Annotated in this window: 22 protein-coding genes; 10 read left to right on the top strand and 12 right to left on the bottom strand. The window is 61.7% G+C overall.

Translation table 11 applies throughout. The annotated features are described in order from the left end of the window. Window positions 1-76: 76 nt before the first annotated feature. Both V8J82_RS10530 and V8J82_RS10535 read right to left on the bottom strand, forming a co-directional pair. On the bottom strand, window positions 77-1,039 hold the full coding sequence (locus tag V8J82_RS10530) for a hypothetical protein (RefSeq protein WP_339975031.1): 963 nt from the start codon (window positions 1,037-1,039) through the stop codon (window positions 77-79). Next, window positions 1,036-2,508, bottom strand: coding sequence for an ABC transporter substrate-binding protein (locus V8J82_RS10535; RefSeq protein WP_339975033.1), 1,473 nt, complete (start codon window positions 2,506-2,508; stop codon window positions 1,036-1,038). The genes V8J82_RS10530 and V8J82_RS10535 overlap by 4 nt, the downstream gene beginning before the upstream one ends. Before the next feature lie 297 nt (window positions 2,509-2,805). Here V8J82_RS10535 and V8J82_RS10540 point away from each other — a divergent pair, with 297 nt between their 5' ends. Beyond that, window positions 2,806-3,000 carry a hypothetical protein gene (locus V8J82_RS10540; protein WP_339975035.1) on the top strand — a complete coding sequence of 65 codons (195 nt, stop codon included), beginning with the start codon at window positions 2,806-2,808 and terminating at the stop codon, window positions 2,998-3,000. Window positions 3,001-3,008: 8 nt separating this feature from the next. Here the strand turns inward: V8J82_RS10540 and V8J82_RS10545 are convergent, their stop codons facing one another. Beyond that, window positions 3,009-4,280 (bottom strand): acetylornithine deacetylase/succinyl-diaminopimelate desuccinylase family protein, encoded by a 1,272-nt coding sequence (locus tag V8J82_RS10545; RefSeq protein WP_339975037.1) that lies wholly within the window; start codon window positions 4,278-4,280, stop codon window positions 3,009-3,011. A gap of 110 nt (window positions 4,281-4,390) precedes the next feature. Here V8J82_RS10545 and V8J82_RS10550 point away from each other — a divergent pair, with 110 nt between their 5' ends. Together V8J82_RS10550 and V8J82_RS10555 are read left to right on the top strand one after the other, a co-directional pair. Beyond that, window positions 4,391-4,648 (top strand): hypothetical protein, encoded by a 258-nt coding sequence (locus V8J82_RS10550; protein ID WP_339975039.1) that lies wholly within the window; start codon window positions 4,391-4,393, stop codon window positions 4,646-4,648. A 12-nt stretch (window positions 4,649-4,660) separates the two neighbouring features. Then, window positions 4,661-5,281, top strand: a complete 621-nt coding sequence (locus tag V8J82_RS10555; protein WP_339975041.1) for a DUF1523 family protein — start codon at window positions 4,661-4,663, stop codon at window positions 5,279-5,281. A 141-nt stretch (window positions 5,282-5,422) separates the two neighbouring features. Here the strand turns inward: V8J82_RS10555 and V8J82_RS10560 are convergent, their stop codons facing one another. The 3 genes from V8J82_RS10560 to V8J82_RS10570 form a co-directional block, all read right to left on the bottom strand. Next, the gene (locus V8J82_RS10560) at window positions 5,423-7,765 is read right to left on the bottom strand and encodes an aldehyde dehydrogenase family protein (protein ID WP_339975043.1); all 2,343 of its coding nucleotides are present in this window, start codon (window positions 7,763-7,765) and stop codon (window positions 5,423-5,425) included. 494 nt (window positions 7,766-8,259) lie between these two features. Beyond that, window positions 8,260-9,261 carry a deoxyribose-phosphate aldolase gene (gene deoC, locus V8J82_RS10565; protein WP_339975045.1) on the bottom strand — a complete coding sequence of 334 codons (1,002 nt, stop codon included), beginning with the start codon at window positions 9,259-9,261 and terminating at the stop codon, window positions 8,260-8,262. 182 nt (window positions 9,262-9,443) lie between these two features. Next, window positions 9,444-9,890, bottom strand: coding sequence for a DMT family transporter (locus V8J82_RS10570; protein ID WP_339975047.1), 447 nt, complete (start codon window positions 9,888-9,890; stop codon window positions 9,444-9,446). Between the two features lie 103 nt (window positions 9,891-9,993). On the opposite strand from V8J82_RS10570, the gene rpe reads away from it, so the two are divergent. The 4 genes from rpe (at window position 9,994) to V8J82_RS10590 (ending at window position 12,279) form a co-directional block, all read left to right on the top strand. Beyond that, complete coding sequence (gene rpe / locus V8J82_RS10575) at window positions 9,994-10,671, top strand: ribulose-phosphate 3-epimerase (protein ID WP_339975049.1); 678 nt, start codon at window positions 9,994-9,996, stop codon at window positions 10,669-10,671. A gap of 96 nt (window positions 10,672-10,767) precedes the next feature. After that, window positions 10,768-11,037: a glutaredoxin family protein gene (locus tag V8J82_RS10580; protein WP_339975051.1), complete on the top strand. Its 270-nt coding sequence runs from the start codon at window positions 10,768-10,770 to the stop codon at window positions 11,035-11,037. Between the two features lie 514 nt (window positions 11,038-11,551). Then, entirely contained in the window at window positions 11,552-11,905 is a 354-nt protein-coding gene (locus V8J82_RS10585; RefSeq protein ID WP_339975053.1) for a hypothetical protein, read from the top strand. Between the two features lie 5 nt (window positions 11,906-11,910). Then, entirely contained in the window at window positions 11,911-12,279 is a 369-nt protein-coding gene (locus V8J82_RS10590; RefSeq protein ID WP_339975055.1) for a hypothetical protein, read from the top strand. A gap of 92 nt (window positions 12,280-12,371) precedes the next feature. Here the strand turns inward: V8J82_RS10590 and V8J82_RS10595 are convergent, their stop codons facing one another. The 6 genes from V8J82_RS10595 to V8J82_RS10620 form a co-directional block, all read right to left on the bottom strand. Then, a complete protein-coding gene (locus V8J82_RS10595) occupies window positions 12,372-12,743 on the bottom strand; it encodes a hypothetical protein (protein ID WP_339975057.1) in 372 nt (123 codons plus the stop codon). Between the two features lie 85 nt (window positions 12,744-12,828). Beyond that, a complete protein-coding gene (locus V8J82_RS10600) occupies window positions 12,829-13,497 on the bottom strand; it encodes an alpha/beta family hydrolase (protein ID WP_339975059.1) in 669 nt (222 codons plus the stop codon). A 123-nt stretch (window positions 13,498-13,620) separates the two neighbouring features. After that, window positions 13,621-14,916 carry a crotonyl-CoA carboxylase/reductase gene (gene ccrA / locus V8J82_RS10605; protein ID WP_339976025.1) on the bottom strand — a complete coding sequence of 432 codons (1,296 nt, stop codon included), beginning with the start codon at window positions 14,914-14,916 and terminating at the stop codon, window positions 13,621-13,623. 141 nt (window positions 14,917-15,057) lie between these two features. Beyond that, complete coding sequence (locus V8J82_RS10610) at window positions 15,058-15,576, bottom strand: hypothetical protein (protein ID WP_339975061.1); 519 nt, start codon at window positions 15,574-15,576, stop codon at window positions 15,058-15,060. A 198-nt stretch (window positions 15,577-15,774) separates the two neighbouring features. After that, window positions 15,775-17,169: a 1-acyl-sn-glycerol-3-phosphate acyltransferase gene (locus V8J82_RS10615; RefSeq protein WP_339975064.1), complete on the bottom strand. Its 1,395-nt coding sequence runs from the start codon at window positions 17,167-17,169 to the stop codon at window positions 15,775-15,777. Window positions 17,170-17,371: 202 nt separating this feature from the next. Further along, entirely contained in the window at window positions 17,372-18,520 is a 1,149-nt protein-coding gene (locus V8J82_RS10620; RefSeq protein WP_339975066.1) for an endonuclease/exonuclease/phosphatase family protein, read from the bottom strand. A gap of 92 nt (window positions 18,521-18,612) precedes the next feature. Here V8J82_RS10620 and V8J82_RS10625 point away from each other — a divergent pair, with 92 nt between their 5' ends. The 3 genes from V8J82_RS10625 (at window position 18,613) to V8J82_RS10635 (ending at window position 21,525) form a co-directional block, all read left to right on the top strand. After that, the gene (locus tag V8J82_RS10625; RefSeq protein ID WP_339975068.1) at window positions 18,613-19,062 is read left to right on the top strand and encodes a hypothetical protein; all 450 of its coding nucleotides are present in this window, start codon (window positions 18,613-18,615) and stop codon (window positions 19,060-19,062) included. A 57-nt stretch (window positions 19,063-19,119) separates the two neighbouring features. Further along, entirely contained in the window at window positions 19,120-21,099 is a 1,980-nt protein-coding gene (locus V8J82_RS10630) for a methylmalonyl-CoA mutase family protein (protein WP_339975070.1), read from the top strand. Between the two features lie 105 nt (window positions 21,100-21,204). Then, window positions 21,205-21,525, top strand: a complete 321-nt coding sequence (locus V8J82_RS10635; protein ID WP_339975073.1) for an H-NS histone family protein — start codon at window positions 21,205-21,207, stop codon at window positions 21,523-21,525. The last annotated feature ends 106 nt before the right edge of the window (window positions 21,526-21,631 follow it).

A 21,631-nucleotide genomic window follows, 5' to 3' on the forward strand; every position in this document is an offset into this window, starting at 1 on the left:
GAGCTGGTATGTGACACTTCTGTGACATCTATCTGATGTGTCTTCGGGTGTTGCATCGCTGCAGCGCAGCGTGCGGCTATCTCGGGGCGATGAAGCCAAAGCTCGGATCGCGGCAGGCGCTTGCAGCGGTCAGCAGACCGGGATTGGCATCGATATGGGCCTGGAAGGCGACAAAGGCATCGAGATGGCCGCCATAAAGCGCGTTGACCTCGTCGTTCGTCATGTCCCACGTCTCAAAGGGCGGGGCGGCCAAGACGGCGGTGAGGCGCGTTTCGAACGGATCTTCGGTGTCGGGACCCATAAGAAGCCTCGGCAGCGCCAGCCTCAGCAGGACCTCGCGCCTCAAGGCGGCGTCCGAATCGTCCGGATCCTGACTTGCCTCGCCAAGGCCGGTCAATTCGAGGTTCAGCGCCGTCATATAGGTCATACCCATCAACGCATTTTGGAATCGCGTAACGTCGGCGCCCGGATCGGGGGCCATGAACATCTGCGCAAGCTGACGCACCTCGCAGCCTGCCATTTGACTGATCGACAGGTTCGTGGCGTAGGCATAGACGCGGATTGCGTCGCGCGTTGGGGCATCGGCCTCGTAGAAGTCCCAGATCCCCTGGCCGGTCGACAGCCTGAAGCCCTCTGCCGTCTGCGTATAGGCGGCACCATCCAGTCCCGCCAACAATGGCTCCACATAGGGCAGGGCGTTGGGGCTGTCATCGATGGCGGCATCGGCGCCTGCGGCGATATCCACATTGCTCAAATGCAGCGCGCCGTCCTGCAGGCCGACATCCGCGTGGGCGGCGATAATCCTGTCGTGACACTGTCGCTCTTCAATACAGGCGAGGTATGCCAGCGGCCCGGCACTGGCAAACTCCACCGAAACCTCGTCCCCCTCCACCAGCAATGTCACGTAGCGCGGCACATGGGTGTCGCCCCAGATATACGTGCCCAGGATATAGCTGCCCTCGGGCAACGGCTCCGCCTGAATCGGCAAGGCCCCCGCAGATGCGAGGGCCAGGACAAGGGCGATGGGGCGCAGGCTCATTCGCTCCAGCGCACCCCGGTCAAATCGTTGGCCTGGGTCGGCGAATTCTCCCACAATCCCTCGATGCCCGCGCGTGCGACGCCGGTCTTGGCCAATTGGAACAGGTAGCCATTGACATAATCGTTGGCGATCATCTCCTGGGCTTGCCGCAACAGGGCCGACCGCTCGGCCGGGTCGGAGGTCACGGCCAGATTGTCCATCAATGCCTGGAAATCTGCGCTGTCATACTGGAAGTAATATTCGGGCCGGGCATAGATGTTGATATCCGCGGGCTCGGTATGGCTGACGATGGTCAGGTCGAAATCATAGCCGCGGAACACCTGCTCCAGCCATTGCGCCCATTCCAGATTGGTGATCTCGGTTTCGATGCCCACATCGCGCAATTGGCTGGCAATGATCTCACCGCCCCGGCGCGCATAGCTGGGCGGCGGCAGCATCAGGCGCAGGGTCAGATCCTCGGCCCCCGCCTCGGCCAGCAATTCGCGTGCACGGTCGGGATCGAAGGCGGAGTTCTCCGTCAAATCCACGTAATCGGGATTGTGCGGCGCGAAATGGGTGCCAATGGGCGTGCCGTAGCCGAACATCGCACCGTCGATGATGTCTTGGCGGTTGATCGCATGGCTGATCGCCTGCCGCACGCGGATATCCTGCAACGCCTCGGCGCCATTATTCATCGCCAGGATCGTCTCGCCCTCGGTCGAGCCGACGATGACGTTGAATTGCGGGTTGCCCTCGAATTGCGCCAGGGTCTCCACCGCTGAGAAGTTCGGAAAGGCGTCGATATCGCCTGCCATCATCGCAGCGAATTGGGCGTTGGGGTCACTGATGAAGCGGAACGTCGCGGCCTCCAGCGCGGGGGCCTCGCCCCAATATGCCTCGTTGCGCACCAATTCGACGCGGTCGCCCTGCACCCATTCGGCAAAGCGGAACGGGCCGGTGCCAATGGGATTTGTGGCATTGGTCTCGGCGCTGGCCTCATCCACGATCACCGCGTCGCCCCAGGCCATGTCGAATGGAAACGCGCCATCGGGGCCGTCCAGCGTGACGGTGACGGTCGTGTCATCCACCGCCTCAACGCTGACGATATTGGCAAACAGCGCGCCTTGCGCATTGGTCGAGCCTTCGGCGCGGGTCCGGTCCAGACTGAAGACCACATCTTCTGCGGTCATCGCCGCGCCGTCATGGAAGGTCACGCCCTCGCGCAGCGTAAACGTATAGGTTGTGCCGTCCTCCGAGATCTCCCAGCTTTCCGCCAGGCCCGGCACCACGGCGCCATCGGCAGCAAACCGCGTCAGCCCCTCGAACACATTGGCGTAGACAACCTCATCGATCGCCGCCGCCGCGCCGCCTGTCGGGTCCAACATCGGCGGCTCCAACGCCATGCCGATGGTGATGTCGGTCTGCTGCGCAAACGCGGCCCCGGCGCTCAGCGCCAGAACAGCCGCGGACAGGCGGAATGTATGGGTCATTGTGATCTCCCTGGTGTCGTGGTGCGCCTTTCGCGGTGCACCGTTGTTGATTGGCCCCATCTTGCCGCCATGGAGGCAGGGAATCCTACCCAAAAATGTCAAGCCGCGGCCAAATGCACGCCCAGGCATCTGCGAAATGCTGCGATGCAGCCACCGTGTTGCGCCTTTTTTTTGAGCGAGATTAACGCTTTCTTAAAAACCTTGGCAGTTGTGTGACAAAAAGCAAGGCGCGCCAAAAGAATCGCTGTATACCGACATTTGGTTACGAGACCTTGAGAATGATGAGGGGTAGCGCACATGGTTCCAAGTCCTGAAGACATCCTGTCTGTGGAGGCCGACGCCGTTCCCGCCTTCATCCAATCACACGCCACCGCCAAGACGCTAACCGAACTGGTCAAACACCTGAACGATGACTTGATCGGCGGGGATGAAACGGCCAGTGAGATGGCCTCTCGCGCCCTGCACCATCTGGGTTTTGTCGAATACGCTTGAGGCGTATCTTATAGAAGAAGTTCTGACAGCGTCAGTGCCATGACCTTGGCACTGTCTTCCATGTCCTGCACGCCGACCCATTCGTCGGGCTGATGCGCCAGATCCAGGATCCCTGGTCCATAGGCGATGCAATTCTTCAATTTGCCGATCCGGTCGATATGTTTCTGGTCGTAAGTCCCTGGTGACACAACGAAATCCGCCTGCCTATCTAGCACCTTTTCAATCGCCGCCGAGACGGTGCGCACCACGGGGGCCTCGCGATCTGTCATGGTGGGTGAGACCGTCCACAATTCATTCAGCTCGTAGGAAAAGTCGGGCCGCTCCGATTTGACCTTTTCCAGCAGAGCGACGATCTCGGCCCGAACCTCCTCCACATTTTCTTCTATAAGATATCGCCGGTCGATGGTGATCTTGCAGCGATCCGGGACGCAGGCCGCGGGAAAGCCGGTGAAATCCTCGGGCTGGACCGGCTCTCCACCATGGATCGCGTTGATGTTCATCGTCGATTGGCGGGCACCTTCCGGCACCACCGGCATGTCGGTGCGCTTGCTGGCCAGAAGCGGGAACAGATGCGCCTCCATCTCGGCCAGGACCGCGCCCATATGGCGCACGGCGCAATCGCCCAGAAACGGCATCGAGCCATGGGCGATGCGGCCGTGGGTCTCGATTTCGGCCCACCAGACGCCGCGATGACCCAGGCAGATCCGATCCTTGTTCAGCGGCTCGGGGATAATCACATGCTGCACCCGCGAAGGGTCGAAGTAACCCTGCTCGGCCAGATAGGCGACACCGCCATATCCGCCCGATTCCTCGTCCGCCGTGGCGCTGATCTCGATACTGCCGTTGAAGGCGGGATAGGTGTCGATAAACGCCTCTGCCGCGATGATCGAGGCCGCGAGCCCGCCCTTCATATCACAGGCGCCGCGCCCATAGATCCGCCCGTCGTCCAATTCGCCGCCGAAGGGGTCGCGGGTCCACCCATGGCCCACGGCGACCACATCATGGTGGCTGTTGAAATGCACGCAATCGCCATCGCCGCCTCGGTACCGCGCAACCAGATTCCAGCGCGGATAGGTCTCGTTATCGGCGGGGGCGCCATGGGCTCGGATCAACTCTACCGTGAAACCGCGCGCGCCCAGACGCTCGGCCAGATAGTCGCAGATCTCGCGATATTTCACGCCGGGCGGGTTCAGCGTGGGGATGCGGATCAGATCTTGGGTCAGGGTAATCAGATCATCGCGTCGGGCGACGACGGCGTCCAGCAGGGGCAAATCAGTCATGGGCCGACCTTGCGCGCGCGATCCAATCGCCGCAAGCCCTGCCATTCGCCAATGACTTGCCCTATATCCTAGAGACGCCCATCTGATTTTTCTTGGAGAGCCCGCAGGTTATGTTTCTAGGACGCGCTGTTATCTTTCTGCTGGTGGGGCTGACTTTGGTTTATGGGTGCTTGTTCTTCTATCTCCGCGCCGGGGCGCGGATGCGTTTGGAAGAGGATTGGGCCCATGCCGGTCGGCCCGGAAACCGCGACGATTGGGTCGACGAACGCGTCGGGCCTGCGGTGCGGCGAATTCGGGTTCTGCTGACGATCTTTGTTTACGCCGTGCCCATTGTTGGGGTTACTGCCTTTGTCTGGCTGTCGAATTGAAGGAGCGCGCGGATGCGCTGGCCGCGAATAATTTTTCTGCTGATTGTGGCAAGCCTGCTGGGGGCGGTGTTTCACTACACGGTGCCACAGCGCGATATCGTACAAATCACCGATACCGACGTGATCCGCACGGATTTTTCCGGCTGGAATCGGATGTTCTATGCCCAGGGCGATAGCGGGACCGCGACGGTCGAAAATCGCGATCTGCGGATCATCAATGCGGTGCGCGATACCAATGGCGATGGCATCGGCGACCGAGACATGGTGTTTCGTAACGAGGATACGGGCTTTGGATGGCCGCCCTATTTCAAGCTCGACAGCGCCGATCTGCATGCCGAGGCAACGCGCCTGTCCAATGCGGGAACCGAGCAGTGGTTTGCCTTGACCCATTATGGATGGCGCTCGAATCTGCTGTCGATCTATCCCAATGCGCTGGGATTTGAGCCTGTTTCAGGGCCCGATGTGCGCCTGATCCCGTGGATGCCGATTGCCGCCTTCTTGATGTTGGCCCTGATCGCCTTTGTGATTTGGCGGATCTGGGAACGGTTCGAGGACCGTGTGATCAATCCCTTCGTGGACGCCACCGCCGTGCGTTGGGCGAAGCTGAAGGATCGCTTCGCTGGACGCGGATAGGCGCGCGTCCAACCCAAAGGCGCCGCTGCCGCGGCATTTCTGTTCAAGTTTGTGGCAGATGTGAGCCCGCTTGATCCACTGTTCTGCGGGTGGTTCGGGTTGGACGCCTCCGGCGGGGGTATTTGGGGCCATTGGAAGCGGTCACTCTCCGTAGGGCACCCAAATGGTCTTGGTCTCGGTGGCCGCATCGAGAAAGCGCGTTGCGGGAGTATTGACCCAATCGGGATTGCCGTCGTGGTTGATCCAGCTGCGTTTCAGGTTGCCGGCGCTGGCTTTGTCGAGTTCGGCCCGGTCGAGATGGGGGGAGAAGGACCAAAGCGCCTCGATCTCGGCATGGCTGGCGAGGGTGGGGGCGAGATCCGCATGGGGGCCGGTGACGATATTGACCACGCCTGCGGGCACGTCGGAGGTGTCGAGGATCTGGTAGAGGTCCGTCGCAGACAGGGGTGCGGCCTGGCTGGGTGCCAGGATGATCCGGTTGCCCATCGCCATGGCGGGTGCGATGAGCGAAATGGCGGCCAGCAGGGGCGCCTCGTCCGGGGCGAGCGCGCCGATGATGCCCACCGGTTCCACCATGGCCAGCGCGACGCCGCGGATCGGCACGCCTTTGGCCGTGCCATCGCGTTTGTCGGCCCAGGCGGCGTTGGTGAAGAGCCGCTCGATCGCGGTGGCGACCTCGTCGCGCGCTTTGGCCCTCGCATGGCCCAGATCAATCAGGCGTGTCTCGAATTCTTCGGCGCGGGCCGACAGGTTTTCCGCGATGTAGTAGAGGATCTGTGCCCGTAGATGGCCGGTGGTTTTGGACCAAGATGTGGCCTTTACGGCGGCCTCCACCGCGTTGCGGATATCCTTGCGGTTGCCCAAGCCGGTATGGCCGAACAATTTTCCCTTGGGCCCGTAATGGGCCTGGGAATAGCCGCTATCGGGCCGCGCCTGTTTGCCGCCGATATACATTTTTGCCGTTCGGTCGAGCGGGTTGGTCGTGGGCGTGTCCGGGGCTTGCGGGACGGGTAGGGCTTTGGCTGGTATCAGTTTTTCGGTGGGAGTGAGATAGGCCTTGAGGCCTTCCCATCCGCCTTCGCGACCGAAGCCGCTTTCGCGGACGCCGCCGAAGGGGGCCGCTGCGTCGAAGAGGTTGGTGGCGTTGATCCAGATCACACCGGCGACCAGCTTAGGGGCCACATCGAGCGCCAGGTTCAGGTTCTCGGTCCAGAGGGTCGCGGCCAGGCCATAGCGCGTGTTGTTGGCGATATCGACCGCCTCGCCCGGCGTGCGGAAGGTGGTTGAGACCAGGACGGGGCCGAAGATCTCCTCCTGCATCAGGGGGTCGGCGGCGTGCAGCCCGGTGATCAGGGTCGGGGGGTAAAAGCAGCCGGTCTTGGGCAGGTCGATGGGGGCGTGGTGGATCTCCCCCTCACTCGCATCGACCATCTGGGCAATCGCGGCGTGCTGCACCGGATCGACCAGCGTGCCGATATCGATGCTTTTGTCCATTGGGTCGCCCAGGCGCAGCTTGGCCATGCGCGCCTTCAGCCGCGTGTGAAACGCGTCGGCGATGCCCTCTTGCACCAGCAGGCGCGACCCGGCGCAGCAGACCTGGCCCTGATTGAACCAGATCGCGTCGACCAGCCCTTCGATGGCGCTGTCGATATCGGCGTCTTCGAAGACGATGTAAGGCGATTTGCCGCCCAGCTCTAGGGTCAGGCTCTTGCCGGTTCCGGCGGTTTGTTCGCGGATGCGGCGCCCGACCGAGGTGGAGCCGGTGAAGGCGATTTTGCGGGTGCCGTCATGGGTGACAATGGCCTCGCCCGTGGCGCCGTCGCCGGTCACGATGTTCACGACGCCTTTGGGCAGCCCGGCCTGTCGGCAGATATCGGCGAAGAGCAGGGCGGTCAGCGAGGTGTATTCCGCTGGCTTCAGGACCAGCGTGTTTCCGGCGGCAAGGGCAGGGGCGACCTTCCAGGCCAGCATCAGCAGGGGGAAGTTCCACGGGATGACCTGCCCGCAGACGCCGATCGGGGCACAGCCGGGCATTTCATCATCTCGGAGTTGGGCGAGGCCCGCATGGTAGTAGAAATGGCGCTGGGCGAGTGGGATGTCGATGTCGCGGCTTTCGCGGATCGGTTTGCCGTTATCGAGCGTCTCCAGCGTGGCGAACAGGCGGGAATGCTTCTGCAGCAGGCGGGCGATGGCGTAGAGGTAGCGCGCGCGTTGGTGGCAGGTGAATCTGGCCCATTTCGGGAAGGCTTTTGCAGCGGCTTTGACCGCTGTGTCGACATCCTCGGCCGTACCTTGAGTTATCTGGGCCAAAGCCTGGCCGGTCGCGGGATTGTGGGTCTCGAACACCTCGCCCGGCGCGGTGAAGGCGCCGTCGATGAAATGGCCGAAGACGGGGCCTGTTTCGGCGATCCAGGCCATCGCCTCGGCGGCGGATTCCGGGGCGGGGCCGTACTCCATGGAGTCGAAGATTTCGCGGGTGGTCATGGGCTGTTCCCTGCCATTGCCCCCGGTTTGGAAAGGATCGCGCCCGGCCCGAGGGTGGGTGCATCGCACCCGCCCTGGGGGGCGGGTCGGGTGCGATCCGGATCGCGAGCGATCCGGGAATTTGACGGCACGAGCAGATGCATCATTGGTTCGCATCGCATGGAAAGACCGCTGACGTTAACGCAACGGCAACACTCAAGCCGCTTTCAGAGGCGAGCGTAGCATCTGCCGCTATCAAACGAGATCCGTGTTGCTCGAATAACTGAGCAATTTCCGTTCTCGTTATACTGTCTGGAATGCATGCAGATCCGCTTAGAACGGCGCTGTCTGCGGCAGCTTGTAGGAATCCATTGCAAAAGCCAATCCAATCCATGTCTGGTCTGGTGCATGCGTCGAAAAGCTCTCGTGCGCTGAGGGTGGTTTCACTTTTTGCTGTCGCCGCGGTCAAACAACAGATCAATACAGCGGCTGTTAGCGCGAGATTTCTCATTCTGTTACCCAATCCCGTGCCGCCAGCCTGCCGAGTAGGCGCCGGTGACGTGGTGTTCGAGTTGGCGCTCGATATCGCCGAGAAGGCTGGACGCGCCGAAGCGGAAGAGGTCGGGTTGCAGCCAGCGGTCGCCCAATTCCTCTTTCATCAGGCTCAGATAAACCAGGCTGTCTTTCGCCTTGGAAATCCCGCCCGCCGGTTTGTAGCCGACCTTGTGGCCGGTGCGCGCCTCGAAGGCGCGGATGGCGCGGATCATGGTCAGGCTGACGGGCAGCGTGGCGTTCACGCTTTCCTTGCCGGTGGAGGTCTTGATGAAATCGGCGCCCGCCATCATGCAGATCAGGCTGGCCTTGGCGACATTGCGCAGCGTCCCAAGCTCTCCGGTGGCCAGGATCGCCTTTACATGGGCCTCGCCGCAGGCGGCGCGGAAGGTCTTCATCTCGTCATAGAGCGCCTGCCAATTGCCGGTCAGCACATGGCGCCGTGAAATCACGATATCGATCTCCGACGCGCCCGCAGCCACGGACATCTCGATTTCCTTCACCCGCAATTCAAAGGGGCTTAGCCCCGCGGGAAAACCGGTGGAGACGGCGGCAACGGGAATACCCGTGCCCTCCAGCGCCGCGACCGCCGTTTCGATCATGTCGTGGTAGACGCAGACCGCGCCGGTGGTGATCGGGGGCAGGCCAAGTGCATCCAGCAGATCGGCGCGGACGGGCTGGCGCGCCTTGGCGCAGAGCCGCCGCACGCGGCCCGCGGTATCGTCGCCCGACAAAGTCGTCAGATCGATCAGCGTGATCGCCTTGGCCAGCCAGGCGGCCTGGTGGGTTTTCTTCACACTGCGGCGACCGGGTAGGGTCGCCGCGCGGCGTTCGATGGCTGAGGTATTGGCCTGGACGGAGGCGACCCAGTCGAGGTCCAGATCCGTACCCGGATTGCGCGGCAGGTGCACCTGCGGCAGCTGGTCGGGTGTGGTGGACGTGGTGTGATGCAGCGTGTCGGTCATGGGGGCCTCTTGGCGTTGCGCAAAGGGTCTCATGCAGGGCAGCGAATGGCAAGCTTGACCAAACGGTCAAATATTGGCCCGCGATTGGATGGACCTTAGCGCTGGCGTGACAGCGGCGATCCCAGGGTTGTGCTGGGCGCATGCGGTGCGGCTGCTTTTGCGTCGGAGTGTGAACCCTCCTGCTATAACCGACTCAAGACCAAGCCCGCCGCAACGAGGGCAATCGCGGCGATCCGGGTCCAGCTGATCTCTCGCACCTGAAGCCCAAACGCGCCGATGGCATCCAAGGCCAGCGCCGCGGTCAATTGCCCGAAGATCAGCGCGGCAACCAAGGTCACCACCCCAAGCGTGCCCACCGACCAGACCGCCGCCCAAACATAGACCGCACCCAGCGCGCCACCGACCCAGGCCCACCACGGCGCCGCGGCCATCTGGCCGAGTGAGGGAACCGCGCCGCGCGCAACGGCTATGGCGCATAGAATGATCGCGCCGACGATGAAGCTGATCGCGGCGGCGGTCACCGGATCGCCCACATGGCTGCTGAGGCGGCTGTTGATCGGCGCTTGAGTCGCGATGCAGGCGCCACCGACGGCAATGGCCAGCAGCGCAAGAAGATATTGAAGGGACATGTTTGGCATTCCTTGTCGGATCTGGCGCGACGATGCGCCGGGGCGCTGGATTTGCCAAGGGCCGTTCCAGAGGCTAGGACGCGGGCATCCTCAGGAGGGCCCAATGACATTCGACCGCTCGATCAAGATCGCCCCATCGATCCTTGCCGCTGATTTCGCCAATTTCGGCGCCGAAGTGCAGGCCGTTGAGGCCGAGGGCGCCGATTGGATCCATATCGACGTGATGGACGGGCATTTCGTGCCGAACCTGACCTTTGGCCCGCCCATGGTGAAGGCGTTGCGCCACCATGTGACGACGGTGATGGACGTGCATCTGATGATCGCGCCGGTCGATCCCTATATCGAGGCCTATGCCGAGGCGGGCGCCGACATCCTGACCGCCCATGTGGAGGCCGGGCCGCATATCCACCGCACGTTGCAGGCGATCCGGGGCGCGGGGATGAAGGCGGGTGTGGCGCTGAACCCCGGCACACCCGCGAGCAGCGTGGCGCATGTACTGGATCTGTGTGATCTGGTTTGTGTGATGACGGTCAACCCGGGTTTCGGCGGGCAGAGCTTCATCGATATGTCGTCTAAGATTGCCGAGCTGCGCGCGATGATCGGAGATCGCGAGGTACATATCGAAATCGATGGCGGCGTCGATGTGGGCACCGCGCCGCTGGTCGCGCAGGCGGGCGCCGATGTGTTGGTTGCGGGCTCGGCCGTGTTCCGTGGCGGCTCGGTCGAAGATCCGGCGCCCTATGGTGAGAATATTCGTGCCATCCGGGCGGCGGCGGCCTAAGCACCGCGCGGATGCTCAGGCGAACGTGATCGCCGGGTGCCTTGCGGACCGCGATGGCACGGTCTTTATCAGCCGGACCCCGATTGGAGAGACCCGATGCCCAAAGCTATTCTGCACCGTATGGAACTACCCGATTACAGCTGCGGCTACGGCACCGCGGCGCGTGATTTGCTGAAGCGCGCGGGCTTTGAACTGGAAGAGCATATTCTGCGCACGCGGCGTGAAACCGATGCGTTCAAAGACAAGCACCATGTCACAACGACGCCGCTGATCTTTATCGATGGCAAAAAGATTGGCGGCTATACCGAATTGAAACGGCATCTGAAGGCGCAACAGCCGAAGAAAAAGCGGTTTTGGTCCCGTTAGAAACTTGGCGGGGACATCGCAATAGATATACCGCGCGGCTTAAATCGGATCCAAGCGCGAAAAACTGAAAAACTCTGGGAATTCTGGTCGATCGGACGATAAGGCAGTTTGCATATCGCGGATCGGTCCGATGCGCGGGGCGCATATGAGAATTGGCGGCGCCGCCGAAGGGCGGAGCGGTCGTAATGCCGGGGGCGGGTGACCCCCTATGTACAATCTGGCAACCCGTCCTGCACCCTTTGGGGGTGGTCTGGGGACAGGCAAAACCGTCCTGTCGTTGCAACGGCCTCGTTTGTCCTGTGGTCGGATTAACAAATAATTAACGTCCCACGCGTGGCGTGAAATCGATGTGAATTCGGTAGCGGATTCCTTACCTGAACCGCTATTTGGGGTATAGTGGATCTGTGATATAACCTGTCCTGCATTTTACAAGGTTTTTCAGATTTTCAATTGAAGGAGAGATGCCATGTCTCCCCTCACTGCCCCCTGTCGGCGTATTGCGTCGGCAGCCCTGATGACATCCCTGTTTACCGGCGCAACAAACGCACAGGAATTGCGGCTGGAAAGCTCGATGGTTCTCAGCCCGTTCGAGCCGTCCTATATCGCGCCCAATATCGATTTGCCGATCTATGCCGAGCCCCCGGCGGGATTTTTCAACCTGCCCGGAGACATCGTGGGCCATACCCAATCGGGCGTGCCCTACGGCATTCTGGATGACCGCGAGGTCGGCTCCATCGGTGGCTCAGCCATTTGGATCGAAGTGGCGCCGATCCAGAACGGTGTGATCTCAGGCGAAGACGCGGTCTGGCTGCCCTATGACGCCGCAACTGCCGGACCTTTGCGCCCGATTTCAGGTTTGATGGAGTGAACCCGATGTGGATTTTGGAGACTGCCGAATATTGGTCCTACCCGATGGCGGCGATGCTGCTGCCCTTGGCCTGTTTTGTCCTGGGGGTGCGGATTGCGATTGTGATCAAGCGCTATCCTAATGTCTCGGCCAAGGCGATGTGGTGGATGTCGGCACCGGTAGCACTGCTGATCGTGGGGGCGAATATGTCGAACGCCTCGATCATCGTGCAAGGCACGACCACCTTCGCCTATATGCAGACGCCGGGGCAATTGATGACCGCGATGGGGATCACGATCCTTTATGGGGTTCTGACGCCGACGCTGTTCGAAAGCTTCCTGGAACGGCTGACCCCGAAACGCCCCGAAGACGACGTCGCAACGCCGGGCGCATAGCTGCGGAGCAACGAAAGGGTCGCTTGCCGGTGTGAACCAGTGCCCGTCACCGTGCGGGATCGTTTCTAGCTGAGATTGGGGCCGGTCTGGCGCTAGGAATAGTAGAATTCCTCTCGCACGATGGCCCCGTTTGCGACTTGGTAGACGGCGATCTCTTCGATTTCACCCAATTCATTCGTTTCGCGGTCGCGCGAACTGGCTTTGAGATGAAGCGCGAAATGCGTATCGCCGTGGGGAAACGGCCCGCCGATCTCAAGCGAGACGAGTTCTGCCGCTTCGGCATGGCGTTTGTGGCGCGCTTTGAGGTCTGTGATCCCCATGGCAACCCGTGGCTCTCCGGGTGGGAACCCGGCGCGCGCCTCAACCGAAACCACGTCCGGCGAATAGAGGTGCCAGAGTTCCGCCGTCTCGCCGTCGCGGCGCAGCGTGTCCACCAGTTCGGTTGCGATATCGTCCCGTGTCATCTCGGCTCCGTATATCTGAGTAAAACTATCAGAAATATGGCGTCGGGTTGTGATCTGGACAAGGGCCGCGTTCGTTGCGCATTTCTCAGCCAGCGTCGTGCGCTGTAACCCAGTCGGCCACGATCCGCGTCGCCTGATCCACCGCATCCTGCGACGCCTTTGGGCCATCGGCATGGCCGAACGCATGATCGGCGCCGGATATGCTATGGAACGCGATATGCGCGCTGGCACTGAGACGGTCGACGATGTCTGCCCTGCAAGACGAATCTTCGGTTCCGAGGATCGCAAGCGATGGATACGGTTGCGCCAAAAGCTGATCGAGCAGCGGCGTTTCGATCAGGCCGGGCGTCAGCCAGATCGCGTGAACCTGCTGGGGCGAGTAGTGCCCCTCGGACAAGACGCCGCCCATCGATAGCGTGCCGAGCGATTTGCCAATGATCCAGACGCGATCATAGGGTTGGCGCGACAGAAGAGCATCGATGATATCGCGGCCATCAGCAGCAAGCTGGTCGAATTGCAGCCCATCCTCTGCCTTCATAAATTGCGGGTCGTCATCATAGGTGAAGGTCACCCGTGCGATGTCGCAGCCACGGCTTTGAAACACCTGCGCCACATCGCGGAGCAGGGGGCGATCACATGTGTAGCGCAGGCCGGGCAGGATCACGGCAAGCTCCGCACCCGTCCCAGCGTCGCGTTGGACCTGAACCGCGCGTCCGTGTCCGAAGGTCAGTGGTATGGTCTGCATTTCAGCCATATCTCAGGCTAGCAAGTGCGCCTTGATGTCGAAAGTGTTCCGCCACTTGACGGGCGCCAGGCGCAAAAAACCGCGCCGGGTGAGGGGCGCGGTGAGTTGGTTTGGAGTGCACTTGGAGGATAGTTAGGTTGGCGTCGGCCCGGCTTCGAGCACGTCGTCCAGGGTGCGCAGACCCGTGCGGGGGGCCTGAACCAGGACGGACATGTTGCCGGGCTTGTGTTCGTTGCGGAGCATCTTGGTATGTGCCTCGCGCAGTTCCGCCCAGGGGAAGACCTCGGACATGCAGGGATCGAGACGGCGTTCCACCATCAGCTGGTTGGCCGATGCGGCCTGCTTGAGATGCGCGAAATGGCTGCCCTGCAGACGCTTTTGGTGCATCCACATATAGCGGACGTCGAAGGTGCAGTTGAACCCGGTGGTGCCCGCGCAGATCACGACCATGCCGCCCTTTTTGCAGACCAGGGTGGAGACCGGGAAGGTCGCCTCACCGGGATGTTCGAACACCATGTCGACATTCACGCCCTTGCCGGTGATGTCCCAGATCGCCTTGCCGAATTTGCGCGCCTCGGCGAACCACTCCTTGTATTCGGGCGTGTTCACCTTGGGCAATTGGCCCCAGCAGTTGAAATCCTTGCGGTTGATCACGCCCTTGGCGCCCAGGCCCATGACGTAGTCGCGCTTATCCTCGTCGGAGATCACGGCGATGGCATTGGCGCCTGCGGTGTTGGCCAGCTGGATCGCGTAGACGCCCAGGCCGCCCGAGCCACCCCAGATCAGGACGTTCTGGCCGGGCTTTAGCTCATGGGGGTGGTGGCCGAACAGCATCCGGTAGGCGGTGGCCAGCGTCAGTGTGTAGCAGGCGCTTTCCTCCCAAGTCAGGTGCTTGGGCCGCGGCATCAACTGCTGCGCCTGGACATTGGTGAATTGCGCGAAGGACCCGTCAGGTGTCTCATAGCCCCAGATCCGCTGGGTGGGCGAGAACATCGGGTCACCGCCGTTACATTCCACGTCATTGCCGTCGTCCTGGTTGCAGTGGATCACGACCTCATCGCCGACCTTCCAGTTGCGCACCTTGTCACCCACGGCCCAGACGATTCCGGAGGCGTCGGAGCCTGCGATGTGAAACGGCGCGCCGTGACCGTCAAAGGGGCTGATCGGTTCACCCAGACCGGCCCAGACGCCGTTGTAATTCACGCCCGCCGCCATCACGAGGACCAGAACCTCGTTGCTGTCGATCACGGGGGTATCGACCACCTCAAGCTCAAACGCCTTGTCGGGGTTGCCGTGGCGCTCGCGCCGGATCGTCCAGGCATGCATCTTGGGCGGCACATAGCCCATCGGGGGCATTTCGCCCATCGCGTAAAGGTCTTTCATCGGTGCCTCATAGGGCGCGTCTTGCGTCGGTGTGTCGAGGGCCATGGTGGTCTCCGTCATCTGGTGCATCCTTTGGCGGCGATGCCGCGCTGCGGAATCAATTGCTGCTGGTGCGAGGATTATGGATCGTCACGCAACAATGCAACCAGAATTTGGCGTATCGGGTAATTTTATGTCGCGGTCCGCCTATAGGCCCAGGAATTTGCCGATCCAGGCCTTCATTTCCCGCTGCACGACGCGGGGCGCACGATCAGCCAATGTGACGGGAAACTCGGTGCGAAACGACAACCGCAAAGCGCTTGGGCGCAAGATGGGCAATCGGAATTGGAAGCCCGTCGCATCCGACAGCCGTCGGTCGGTCCGCCGGCGCACCTGGCCGCTCCGTGCGATCCGTTCCACGCGGATCAGATCTGTCTCGCGGTCCATCTGGACCGAGATTTGGGTCGATTTGATGTTGCCGATGATGATCCCCAGCGCCAGCCATGCGGTGCCGATCACGATCAGCGCGTAAAGCTCAAGGTCAATCAGCCAGATCGCCAGGATCAACCAGATCCCCAACACCACCAGGCTGGGCACCCGCAACCGCGCCCGGCGGCCCGAGACGAAGTGGATGCGGCGGTCGGAGGCCTCCAACACCTTGATATCGCGTTTGGACAGATCGCGCAGACGTTCGGTTATGTCGGAAAAGGCAGCTTGGTCGGTCATTGCGGCGCGATAGGTCCCAACATATCGAATTCTGACGCGTCAACGGGCTGACAAGACCCGCTGGGCAGGCAGGGGCAAAGAATGCTTAAGAAACAGGCCGCTGCCAAGACAGCTTGTCCGCATGCCTGTCCAAGTGAGGCTTTGGCGTGTCAGGTCGTCGCGCAGAGGTGCCGGATCAGCCCTATATTTCGGGCGGGGTCACTCGGCCGCGTCCTCCAGGCTGTCGGCATCCAGAAGATGTGCGACGGAGGCTGCGTAATAGGCTACGACAGGGGCGCCCCGGTCGGTCACCTGGATCAGGTCGGGGGTGCTGTCGCGGTCGATGAAGCCGCGTTCTTCCAGCGCGCGCAGCCCCGCTTCGAGTGTGTAGCCCATATCGTCCCGCGCCAGATGCACGCCGACGCCGCGCAATTCGGCCAGTTGGATCCGGTGGTCGACCGCCCCCCGTAATTCATCGGCGGTTTTCGCACCCGCTTGCAGGGCATGGGCCACGAGCGGCACCGGAACGACGGGTGTGACTGCGGCGATCCGGCCCATCAACGCCTCACCCAGGGCGACCGGCTGATCGGGGCGATCCTGGGTCAGAAAATCGGCCAGCGACAGCGGATCGCCGAAGCTGACGGCGGCATAGCCGTAGCGGTGGAATTTGCCGGTGATCCGATGCCAGATCTGGCGCCGCAGATAGCGGTAGATCGGCCAGAGCGAAAACCGGAAGCCCGCGCTGCCGCCTGTCTGGGCGGCGATCAGGTTGCGATCTTCCATCACACGGTCATAGTTCAGCGCGACGGGCACGAAGACGACATCGCGGCTTTCGCCCGGCACGAAGCCGTCGACGATGTAGGAAATCAGGCCCAGCTTTGGCTTGCCCAGAGCGCCGGTCCGGCTGAGCCCGCCCTCGGGAAAGACGGCTTGGGTCACGCCCGCCTCAGTCGCCATCTGCACGTAGCGCGACAGCACCTTGCGGTAGAGCGGGTTGTTGTGGCGCCGCCGGATGAAGTAACCGCCCATGGCGCGGACCAGACTGCGCAGGGGCCAGACGCGGGCCCATTCCCCCACAGCATAGGCCAGCGCCGAGCGTTGCGCCACCAGCCAGGTCACCAGCACGTAATCCATGTTCGAGCGGTGGTTCATCACGAAGATCACGGTCGCCTCGGACGGGATCGCCTCGAGCGCGGCCTCGTTGGGGTTGGTCAGCCGCACCCGGTAGAGCGATTGGCTAAGCACCCGGGCGGCGCGGATCGCAAAGCCGAAATATGTGAAGGCGGAAAAGCCCGGCACAATCTCGCGCGCATAACGTTCGGCTTTCTGGGCGGCGACGTCTTCGCGGATATTGTTGTCGCGGGCATGGTCGGCGATGGCGTGGGCGACTTGCGGGTCGTAGATCAGCCGCCGCACGGTATCCATGCGGCTGGCCAGCTTGAAGGGCTGGATTGGCGTTTTCAACCGCTCGTTCAGCCGTTCCACCGCGCGCTCCAGACGCCGACGCAGAAACCAGCGGACGGACGGAAACAGGAAGTGCGACGCGAAGGTGACAGCCGCAAACAGCAGGATCAGAAGAAACAGCCAAAGGGGCAATTCGACGACGCGAAACATCTGCGCAAACTGTCAGGAAATCAGGGGCGGCGCAATTCGTGTCGGGCGGGGGTGCGTGGCCACAGGCGCCCGGTTCGAGCGGGTCGGTGGGTTTGAAACGGGGCCCGGTTAGCACAGCGACCCACCCGAATTGCGTAGCAAGAGGGTGCCTGGTCCGCCGATGCGGGGGGCGTTTGCCCCCCAAAGAGGTGGAGGCCCATGCCTAGGGCAGGGTGATATCGATCCAGACCAACCGGTGATCGGAGGCCCTCTCGGCGGCGTCCCAACCAGGCTCTCCCACCAATGGCCAATAGACCCCGGCCTCCACCACGCCCAGATTTTCCGAGGGCAGAACGTAATCGACGCGCAGATTGCCGGGTTGGTTTTCATCGGCATTGTCGCCGAAATCGGCGGTGTCGAAGGCCGGGTTGCCCAGATGGGTATCATTTGCCCCACTTTGTTCGGCGGCTTCGGTCCCGCCTTCGGATTCCGGCGGCGCGGTATCGTTGATCTGGCTCATATCCAGCAATTGCTGGGCCGCGGAGTCGGTGCTGTCGCCGTCCAGCGGGTCGGCATTCAGATCCCCGGCGATCACAAAGGGTGTGCCTTCGGGCAATCCGCCCGTCCCGCCCGTGTCATCGTAAATATATCCGGCATTCTCGATATAATCGGCCCAGAACCGGATCTCATCGGCATTGCGGGTGCCGTTGCGGTCCTCGGGCCCGTCGAAGACCGGCGGGGTCGGGTGGCTGGCCAACAGGTGCAGCACCCCGTCTGGCGTTTCGATCGGCACGTCCCAATGGGATTTCGACGACAGGCGGAACACCTCGCGCGCGGCGTCTGAATAAAAACTGCTGCCATCCTCGTTCACCGGCAGCCGCGCCTCGGGCATATCCGCCCAGAGGAAGGTCTGGAATGTCCGCACGGCCTCGGTGTCGATGGGATAGCGTGACAGGACAAGCATCCCATATTGCCCTTCGAACAGCCCAAATCCAAAGGCGTCATTGGCATAGGCGGGGCCTTCCGTGCCGATCTCGCCATCGCCATTCAGGTCCACACCCGACGCCAGACCGGTATTGGACGGCGCGATGAAATGATGCGGATAGGCGCCCCCCAGATGCGTCTCGGCAAAGGTCGCGGCGGCCTCCGGGTCGTAGTCGAATTCGTTGATCAGCAGGATATCGGGCTCCACATGTTCGATCACCTCGACCACCGCCGCGATCTGGGGGTCATCTGCGGCCAGCGCCTCGGCCAGCCCGCCCTGGGTCTCGCGGTTCATCGAGGCATTGAACGTCGCGACCCGGATCGGATCGGCGAGCGCCGGTGTCGCGAACAGGGCAGCGGTGAGCATAAGGGGGAAGCGGGTCGGCATCGTAATCTCCTGCGTGCATGTCCAACGGACCCTATCACGCTGGATGCGAAATCCATGTGTCTGCGCCCGTACCGCCTTGGATCGGCGTGAAAATGCGCTCGCGCCGCAGGGTATCGGGGCGCAAGCTGCCCGGCATGTATCAGAGCGATTCCTTTTTCACCCTCAGCGGGGCGGGTCAGATCGGATTGGTAGCCGTCTCGATTGCCTTTGCGCTGATCGTTGCCGGCATTGTGCGGTTTCTTGCGCGGGGCCGTCCTTGGGCGCTGCGGATCGCGATCTGGGCTGCTTTGTTCTTTGTGTTCGTCTGGCTGTCGCCACAGGGCTACTACGCCTATTACCGCCTGATTTTCGACGATTTGCCTCGGCAATGGGTGATCCAAGCGCCGCCGCGCCCCGCCGAGTTGGCGGCGCTTTTGACCTTTTCGGTCCGCGCGAGCCTGTCCTTTCACAGCCAGGGGGTCTTGGGATGGGCGCTGCTTTTGGTCGCTTTATGGCCGTATCGCCGAAAAATGCCGCAACGCAGCGGATTGACGCCGCCATAAAATTGCGCTGTATTCCGCGTGATCGTAATTTTGTTTCAATTGTACCGTGAGGCTGCGATGACACAGACAGACCGCCCCCAGGCCGCGAAAGATCGTCCGTGGTTGATCCGCACCTATGCCGGGCATTCGACGGCCAAGGCGTCAAATGCGCTTTATCGCGGGAACCTTGCCAAGGGGCAGACCGGCCTGTCGGTGGCGTTCGATCTGCCCACGCAGACGGGCTATGACAGCGATCACGTGCTGGCGCGCGGTGAGGTGGGCAAGGTCGGTGTGCCGATCAGCCATTTGGGCGATATGCGGACGCTGTTCGATGACATCCCCCTGGAGCAGATGAACACCTCGATGACGATTAATGCGACGGCGCCGTGGTTGCTGTCGCTTTATATCGCGGTGGCCGAAGAACAGGGCGCGGATGTCTCCAAGCTGCAAGGTACGGTGCAGAATGACCTGATGAAGGAATATCTGTCGCGCGGCACCTATATCTGCCCGCCCAAGCCGAGCCTTGGGATGATCGCCGACGTGGCCGAGTATTGCTACAAAGAGGTTCCGAAATGGAACCCGATGAATGTGTGTTCCTACCATTTACAAGAGGCCGGCGCGACGCCGGAACAGGAGCTGGCCTTTGCGCTCGCCACGGCGATTTCGGTGCTGGATGAATTGCGCCCCCGCGTCCCGGCGGAGGATTTCCCGGTTCTGGTCGGCCGGATCTCATTCTTCGTGAATGCGGGCATCCGGTTTGTGACCGAGATGTGCAAGATGCGCGCCTTTGTGGATCTGTGGGATGAAATCTGCATGGAGCGCTATGGGGTCGAGGATCCCAAGATGCGACGCTTCCGCTATGGCGTGCAGGTGAACTCGCTGGGTCTGACCGAACAGCAGCCTGAGAATAACGTTTATCGCATTCTGATCGAAATGCTGGCCGTGACCCTGTCGAAAAAGGCACGGGCCCGCGCGGTGCAATTGCCCGCCTGGAACGAGGCACTGGGCCTGCCGCGCCCCTGGGATCAGCAATGGTCGATGCGGATGCAGCAGATCATGGCGTTTGAGACCGATCTTTTGGAATATGGCGATCTGTTCGACGGCAATCCGGTTGTGGATAGCAAGGTCGAAGAGTTGAAAGAGGGCGCGCGCGCCGAATTGGCCAATCTGGAAGCCATGGGCGGTGCAATTGCGGCGATCGATTACATGAAAGGCCGCTTGGTTGAATCGAATGCCGATCGGGTGAATGCGATTGAACGCGGTGAAACCGTGGTGGTGGGTGTCAACAAATACACGGCCTCCGAACCCTCGCCTTTGATGGGCGAAGATGGTGGCATCATGGTGGTCGATCCTGCGGTTGAACAGGATCAGATCGCGCGGCTTGAAGATTGGCGCGTGCAGCGCGACGGCGAGGCAGTCAAGGCCGCCCTGGCGGATCTGCGCGCTGCTGCGGCTGACGGCAAGAACGTGATGCCCGCCTCGATTGCCGCGGCGAAGGCCGGTGTCACGACCGGCGAATGGGCCGGTGTGATGCGGGCGGTCCATGGTGAATATCGCGGGCCCACCGGCGTGTCGGGCGCGGTGTCGAACAAGACCGAAGGGTTGGATGACATTCGCGAAGCGGTGGATCTGGTCAGCGATAAGCTTGGCCGTCGCTTGAAGTTTTTGGTCGGCAAGCCGGGATTGGACGGCCATTCCAATGGTGCTGAGCAAATCGCGTTCCGCGCGCGCGATTGCGGGATGGATATCGCCTATGAAGGCATCCGGCTGACGCCGTCCGAGATTATCGAGGCGGCCAAGGCCGACGGAGCCCATGTCATTGGCCTGTCGATCCTGTCGGGATCCCATGTGCCGCTGATCCGCGAGGTGATGGATCGCTTGCGCGCCGAAGGGTTGGATGTGCCGGTCATGGTCGGCGGGATTATCCCCGATGAGGACCGCGCAACGCTTTTGAGCTATGGCGTGGCGCGGGTCTATACGCCGAAGGATTTCGAATTGAACCGCATCATGATGGATATTGTGGCCCTGGCCGACCCTGAGCCGATTGCCGCCGAATAAGCTGAAGACCGGTCTGTCGGTCTTCCGTTTTGCCAGAAATTCCTTGTATTTGTTCAGTTTTAGCGCCAATGCGCAATTACTGGAGAGGTTACAAGGAAGATACGTATGGCAAAAGCAATCGAAAAGATGAGCCTCGAGGAATTGCAGGCGCATCAAAAACAGGTGGATGCAGCGATCAAAGGCTATGAGAAAAAACGCCGGTCCGAAGCATTGGCCGAGCTAAAGTCAGTCGCCAAAAAATACGGCTTTTCGCTGGATGATTTGACGGGCGGCAAAGGTGGAAAAGCGGGCGCAAAGCCCAAAGGTATCGCCAAATACGTCAATCCCGCGGATCAATCACAAACTTGGACGGGCCGCGGCCGTCAGCCAAATTGGGTCAAAGAAGCCCTGGCCAGCGGAAAATCGCTGGATGATATGGCGATCTGATCGCCAAACTTACACGACGAACACCATAAAAAATGGGTCGTGCCTTCGGGGCGCGACCCTTTTTTCTGCGCAGTGGAACGGGCAATTGCGCTTGCCTGCGCGCTGG

Source organism: Gymnodinialimonas mytili, assembly GCF_037544085.1.
Classification (GTDB): Bacteria; Pseudomonadota; Alphaproteobacteria; order Rhodobacterales; family Rhodobacteraceae; genus Gymnodinialimonas; species Gymnodinialimonas mytili.